Source organism: Prevotella sp. oral taxon 317 str. F0108 (assembly GCF_000162415.1).
In the GTDB taxonomy this organism is placed as follows: Bacteria; Bacteroidota; Bacteroidia; order Bacteroidales; family Bacteroidaceae; genus Prevotella; species Prevotella conceptionensis.
In genome coordinates this window covers 1-6,922 of the sequence record NZ_GG740078.1, presented here as the reverse complement: position 1 = coordinate 6,922, position 6,922 = coordinate 1, and the positions used below count along the sequence as shown (strand labels likewise).

Sequence of the window (6,922 nt, the reverse complement as noted above, 5' to 3'; positions counted from 1 at the left end):
AGAATTATGAAAAAGGCTTTTCTTACAATTGTCGCCTTTGCGACATCGCTGTTGGTAGCCGCCCAACACAAGATTAAGTTCAGCTACGACGCTGCTGGGAACAGGGTGGCGCGCGAAGCCGTAGTACCCAAATCAAAAGTTGCACAGGCTAAGGCGCAAACCCAATCTGCAAACGAACGGATGCCTGTAAGCATGGAAGGGGTAACGCATAGCTATGCCCAAGGCATTATCCGTGTAAACGTCCCTATGTTACCAAATGGCAGTAGTTGCGAGCTCTATGTGTATTCAGCCGCTGGCGCATTGGTTTATCGTGGGACAGCAGTTGTCGGAACAAACGAAATCAGCATTACGCATTGTGCTGATGGCGTATATCTGGTGAAAGCCGTGGTGGGCGAAAACACCTCGGCATGGAAGATAGTGAAGCGATGAGCCTTGCGTGCATACGTGAAATCTCTTAACAAACTGAACATGAATTTATTTTCAACACCTAAACAATTTAACTATGCGACGTTTTTATCTCATAACGCTTTGCCTAGCATTTTTACCTTTGGCAAACTTGGCACAAGAAGTGTCGAAACGCAACGGCGAAACACCTGTGTTGAACAAATGCGTACCACCTCATGGAGGAGGTACATGCCCTGGGCAAGAGGACTCTTCTCGTATACCGCCGGTTATCCCGCCTGATGAAGTCCCATCAAACGACATGTACGTTGTTGGCACACCTACTTGTTCGTTCAACGTTTCCAATTCGGGTGCTGCCATTTACGACATCAAGATAGGCGTTCCTGATGCAGGTCCGCTTACGCCCAAAATAAGCTTAACCTACAATAGTCAGTCTGCGGGGTATGGTCTGGCTGGGTATGGCGTGAACATCAGCGGTATCTCGGTAATCACTCGCGGGAATAAGGACCTCTTTCATGACGGCAAACAACAAGGAGTAGAGTTCAACGCAAGCGATAACCTCTACTTAGATGGGAAACGCCTGATATACCAATCGGGTGAGATGGAAGATTCTTGCGTGGTATATGCGGTAGAGGGTGATCCTTTTACGAAGGTTTTTCAATACGGTTTTCATCCATTTCAAGTTGGTGGGATGTGCTTTAAGGTGGTTACTGCTGACGGATTGGAGTATGAATATGCGAGTGATGCCGATGCAACGCTCTTTTGCGGTTCTCTAGACCAAAAGAAACATGGCTGTGTCGCATGGTATGTCAGTGCTGTGCGAGATAAGAATGGTAATTTTATATTTTATTCATACGACAACAGCGGTCTTACTGTCAGGCCAGTTTACATTTCCTACGGACCTAAGGATGAAACAGGGAAAGGGAAGTTTTATAATATCGAATTTTCGTATGCGAAACTAGGGACGAATGCTAGGCCTTTTGCCGCGTATGTGGATAGAGGAAACTTCGATGTGTGTTTGTCTTCTATCGTCGCGGCCTGTGCTAACCATACGTATCGAAAGTATACGCTTACCTACGACGACAATTCTGATGGTAGCCAAACCAAATGGACACGACTTGTGCAAGTAAGCGAAGAGAACGGCAAGGGTGAGAAATACCCTCCTGTGAAGCTGAATTGGAGCTTCTTGCCAAAAGGCGATGCATCTCCTCTCCAGATGGACGTGAGCACGAACGACGACAGGTGGTATGTGAAAGAGTCCGATAAGGGTTTCTTTGCCACCGACCTCAACGGCGACGGTGTAAGCGACATCATCAGAGTGGCGCCGGTAGAGGTTATTGACTGGCAGGGTTATGGCACCACCCACTCACATTACAACACCTATGTTTATGTCAGCCGCAGTAAGGTTTCCCCAAACGGCAACGTATCTTATGAAAAGCCGCTCGTCTTTTCCTTGCCTGCAAACATTTCCTTGGGCGACATCAAGACAACAATGGGTGGGGCATCGGTGATGGACTTCGACGGTGACGGCTATAACGACTTGCTAATACCTTATTAAGACAAGGTGGAAGGCCACTGGAATAACGTCAGGTTCCAGTTCATCTCGGGGAACGATGTTACAAATGGCAACACATGGAACGTGAAAGAAATCGGCATGGGGTTGAAGGCCGCAGATGCTGTGCCGCTTCTTGTTCCTTTCGACACAGACGGCAACGGAAAGGATGATGTGGTGTGTGTGGAACAAAGGCAAAAGGATGGCTATTACCCTTGTACCATCATAAAATATATGGATGGGGATAAACTGGATCATCGGGACTATAAGTTACGGCTACCACAAAACCCTGAGAAGATGTTTGTGGGTGATTACAACAACGATGGACTACAAGACTTGATTTTCCTTTACGACAATGGCTATAAGATTTACTTCAATGCGGGTGGAAAACCCACGGATGAGAAATTTGTTGAAACAAAGACAGCCGAAGGAACAAACCTGCGCAACCGATGGCGCATTCAACAAGGCGATTTCGACGGAGATGGCCTTATCGACTTTGTGTACAACTGCGGCGACGGTGACTACCACCTTTGGGTGGCCTATAACGAGGGTGGTGGAACATTCCGCATTGGCAAGGGTGTAGACATGGGTTTCTCAGATCAGGGCACTACGAATGACGATGACAAGTTCGCGCTCCTGACATGGGACATGGACCGCGATGGACTAACAGACGTGATGGTGTGCAAGGCCAGATACAGGTACAGAGGATTTCCTAAATTCAAAACGGAATTCACCGCTACCGAAGTGCGGTGGTATCGCTCTACTGGGGATGGATTCGCTTTCAACAACGCCGCATCTAAAGGGAGAGAAGACGATGCTTTGGAGAACAAAATTTTCCTTGGCGACTTCGACGGTGACGGGCAAATGGAACTGGCAAACTACGGCAGTAAGCTAACCAGCGGAGACGACGGATTTAATGGAACAATACACGCTTACTTCAACTATGGTGAGAAAGCCAATGCCGGACGTGTGACAAATTTGGAAGACGGAATGGGAACTTCTCATAGAATCTTGTATGCCTACGCCACAAACCCTATTGTGTATAAGCGCACCATCGCCAACCGTTACCCTGTTAACACCTATGCGCTGCCGATAGCTGTTGTACGATACGTGTATGCAAACGACGGAAGTGCGGGGCACTACTACACCGAATATGGCTACGAAGATTTGCGATTGCATATCGCGGGGAGAGGTATGCTTGGTTTCAACAAGATGGCAAGTACAAACACCTCACTAGGCATCAAGACTTCTACCGAGACAACCAAGTGGGATGAAACCAGGTGGCTACCCACAGAAACTAAGACTGTTGTGGAGCAAGGCGGTTGTGCAGCCACCACTTTGTCTACAACCACAATCGTCGGCCAGGATAAAGGTAATTACTTTGCCTATATTTCCAAGCAAGAGGCAACGGACATGGACGGAAACCGCACCATAACACGCTCGGCCTACGACAATGGGAAAGGCGTACCCGTGGAAGAGGTGGTTGAGAATGATGGCGACAACATGTACCGCAGGGTGACGTACGGCGGTTATGTGAAGAAACAGGCGCGATGGTTGCCCACAACCATGACCAAGACCCAAAAGCATAAGGACGACCCTTCGCCATTTAGCACAACAACCTCGTACAAGTATGATGATAATGGCAACATTCTCTCCACAACGGAGAATTACGGCACGGAAATGGCTTTGACAACCACCAACACCTACAACGCACAAGGCAACATCCTTACCACGGTTACCACGGGCAAAGGGGTGAAACCCATAACAAAGCACTTTGAGTATGACAACGATGGACGCCTTGTTGTTAAGACGTTCACCACGCCTGAGACTTCGGTGAACACCTTCGCCTACGATGAATGGGGAAACCTACTCACGCAAACGGATATAACAAACTCCGCAGAACCACTCACCACAACGCACACTTACGATGGATGGGGACAGGAAACGCAGGTCGTGGCAGCGGATGGGACAAAGACAAAGGTTGAACGCAGATGGACATCCCCATTCTCAACGGAACAATACGATATCGAGGTGGCTTCTGACGGTGCACCGACAGTGCTGACATGCTATGACCAGAAAGGGCGTGAACTCAGCAAAAAGTCGGTTGGGCCGAAAGGTGTAGATGTCAATAACAAGACAACCTACAATACTAAAGGACTGGTTTCAAAGATTGAAAAGACTACTGGCAAACTTACAACGAAACAAGTTCTCACTTACGACGGTCGTGGACGACTTGTGAAAGAAGTGCTGAGCTCGGGTAAAACCACCAAATATACTTACGGCAACCGTACTGTAACCTCTACGATTGCTGAGACAGGCCAGAGCGTAACGAAGACTTTTGATGCGTGGGGCAATGTGGTTAAGGTGGAAGACCCGTCGGGCATCGTCACCTACAAATATGCTTCTGTAGGCAAACCTGCCAGTGTGACAGCACACGGCTCTACCGTATGTATGACCTATGATGCGGCCGGCAACCAAACCTCGCTTGCCGACCCCGATGCAGGGACTTCTACCTATACCTATGCTGCAGACGGAACGCTGCTTGCTCAAACAGATGGCAAGGGGACAAAGACCACTTACCAGTTTGATGAGCTGGGACGCCCCTTCCTCACCTGCATTGGAAAACAGCTGTTGGTAACCAACTATGGTGCGTACGTCAACGGCAGTCCACTTGTGCTAAGCAGAATTAACGATCGTTGTTCTGTTCAGTATCAATACGATAAGCTCGGCCGAATGGTTTCTGAGAAACGGGACATTAGGGGACACGAAAAGGCATACAAGTTTGAGTATGCATATAACGACAAAAACCAACTGTCTCAGGTTATATATCCTGGTAATTTAGAGGTGAACTACCAGTATGATCTCAACGGGTTTAAGGATCAAGTTGAGGTAAATGGTGACATCGTTTATAAACAGGAGGACTATGATGGGCTTGTAAACCGCTTCTCGTTCTTGGGCAAGTTAGTTTCTACAAGTGTACGAGACAAAGATGGTTTTGAAACTAATCTGAAATTAACGAACGGCAATTCAACGCTTGAAGATTTTACTTCGGAATATGACAAGGCAACAGGCAATTTGTTGTCTCGCCGCAGAAACAACAGTTCCAAGGAAGAATTCGGTTACGACAACCTTGACCGTCTGATTTCGTATAAGCCAAGCCAAGGCGGAATGATGAAAATAGATTACGCCCCTAATGGTAATGTGCTATTTAAAACAGATGTGGGCAATTATAATTATGATGCAAATATAAGGCCGCATGCCGTTACCGAGGTGGACAATCCAATTGCGGCGATTCCTAGCGACCCGCTTACCACAACTTATAATGAGTATGGCAAAGTTGATATGATTACTGATTCTGTTAAAGGCTTATCAACACACTTCTTCTATGGGCCAGATCAAGAAAGATGGTGTTCTGCACAATATCGCGATGGTAATCTTGTGCGTTCCACCATCTATGCAGGCGATTACGAAGAAGTTTACGAGAATGGTGATACACGCGGATATTATTACCTCGATGGCAACGTAATTGTGATAAGGGATGGTTTGTTCAAGCCTTATCTTGCCTTTACCGATAACCTTGGCAGCATACTCTCTGTGTTCGATGAAGAAGGACGGAAAGTGTTCGATGCTTCTTACGATGCGTGGGGTAAACAAACCATTACGCAAAACGACATCGGGCTTTATCGGGGCTACACAGGTCATGAGATGCTCAACGAGTATGACATAATCAACATGAACGGTCGCCTGTACGATCCTGTTATCGGCCGTTTCTTCAGTCCCGACAACTATGTGCAGATGCCGTTCAATAGCCAAAACTTTAATCGTTACAGCTATTGCCTTAACAATCCGTTGAAGTATACCGACCCGAGCGGAGAATGGTTTGGCATAGACGACCTTATTGTTGCAGGTGCTGGTTTTGTTGTTGGTTACCTTGGCAATGCCATCAGCTCTCACAACTGGGGGTGGAGTTCCATAAAAAGTGGGCTTATCACAGCGGGAGCATCATGGTTAGGTTTTAATACAGCAGGACTAGCAACGGGCAGCATCACCTCTGCCACATGGAGGCAAGTTGGCAGCATTTGTTTGAATGGCATTGTAAACAAGGCATTCCCATCAGGCAATGTTCCCTTGAATGACCATTTGGGCCTTGCTTTCTCTCCTTCGTTTAGTTGGACGGAAGGCGGTCTGACGGCGGGCATGCTTGCCTCGCTTTCCTACACGGATGGAGATTTTAGTGCAAGTGTTAGCGGCGGTATAACCAACAATTATGTTGGCTGGAACGCAGAAGCTTCTTATGGCGGTTGGGGTGCAGGCTTTGGCAAAACCTATTATGGCGAACAAACCGTAAGAGGCAATGTGTTAGGCAAACAAATCGTAGGTGCAATAACTTTACTCGCGCCTGGCGACGTTTCTTTCCGACTGTATAACGACATGTTTGGACAGTCTGGCCATGATCGCTGGCGTACTAGTGCTGCGGAACTCACCATCGGAGATTTCAGTGTAGGCACGTATGTGACGACAAATGACGGTAAGGAAGAATCGGGTATCTATGGATATGATCCTAATATTGTCGACCCGTATCTTGGTGCTAATCCTGAAAGAGTCATCCATGTTAATGGTAGAGAACAAAAAGTTGGTGGTGGTTGGCCTAACGGGAAAGTCTATTCAGCACCTTTTTGGGTTGGAATCAAGTCGGGAAGCCAAATCTATCGATTTGGGGTAAGTGCGAGGATTGTACAGAGTCTCACACAAAATCTTGTTCATCGTTATCTTGTACCAACTCCTTACTTTATACCAGGTAAGGAGTTCTACAGAGGCTTGTATTCTTCTTTCGGGCATAATTCGCCATTAAGTCTTTGGTAGTGTGAAACCTGCCTTTTGGAGATTGTGTTGCAATCTCCAAAAGGCAATAAAATAATTTGTATGAAGATATTATTATTTTCCTTTGGATTTCTGGTGCTATGCTCA

3 protein-coding genes are annotated in these 6,922 nt (G+C 47.1%); all 3 read left to right on the top strand.

All coding sequences use genetic code 11. The features are described from left to right. A partial coding sequence (locus HMPREF0670_RS14095) for a T9SS type A sorting domain-containing protein (protein WP_232213939.1) occupies window positions 1–429 on the top strand: 429 nt, incomplete at its 5' end. A gap of 73 nt (window positions 430–502) precedes the next feature. Beyond that, window positions 503–1,960, top strand: coding sequence for a hypothetical protein (locus HMPREF0670_RS14090; RefSeq protein ID WP_009231819.1), 1,458 nt, complete (start codon window positions 503–505; stop codon window positions 1,958–1,960). An 81-nt stretch (window positions 1,961–2,041) separates the two neighbouring features. Continuing rightward, entirely contained in the window at window positions 2,042–6,817 is a 4,776-nt protein-coding gene (locus tag HMPREF0670_RS15950) for a polymorphic toxin type 23 domain-containing protein (protein ID WP_157579661.1), read from the top strand. Window positions 6,818–6,922 lie beyond the last annotated feature (105 nt).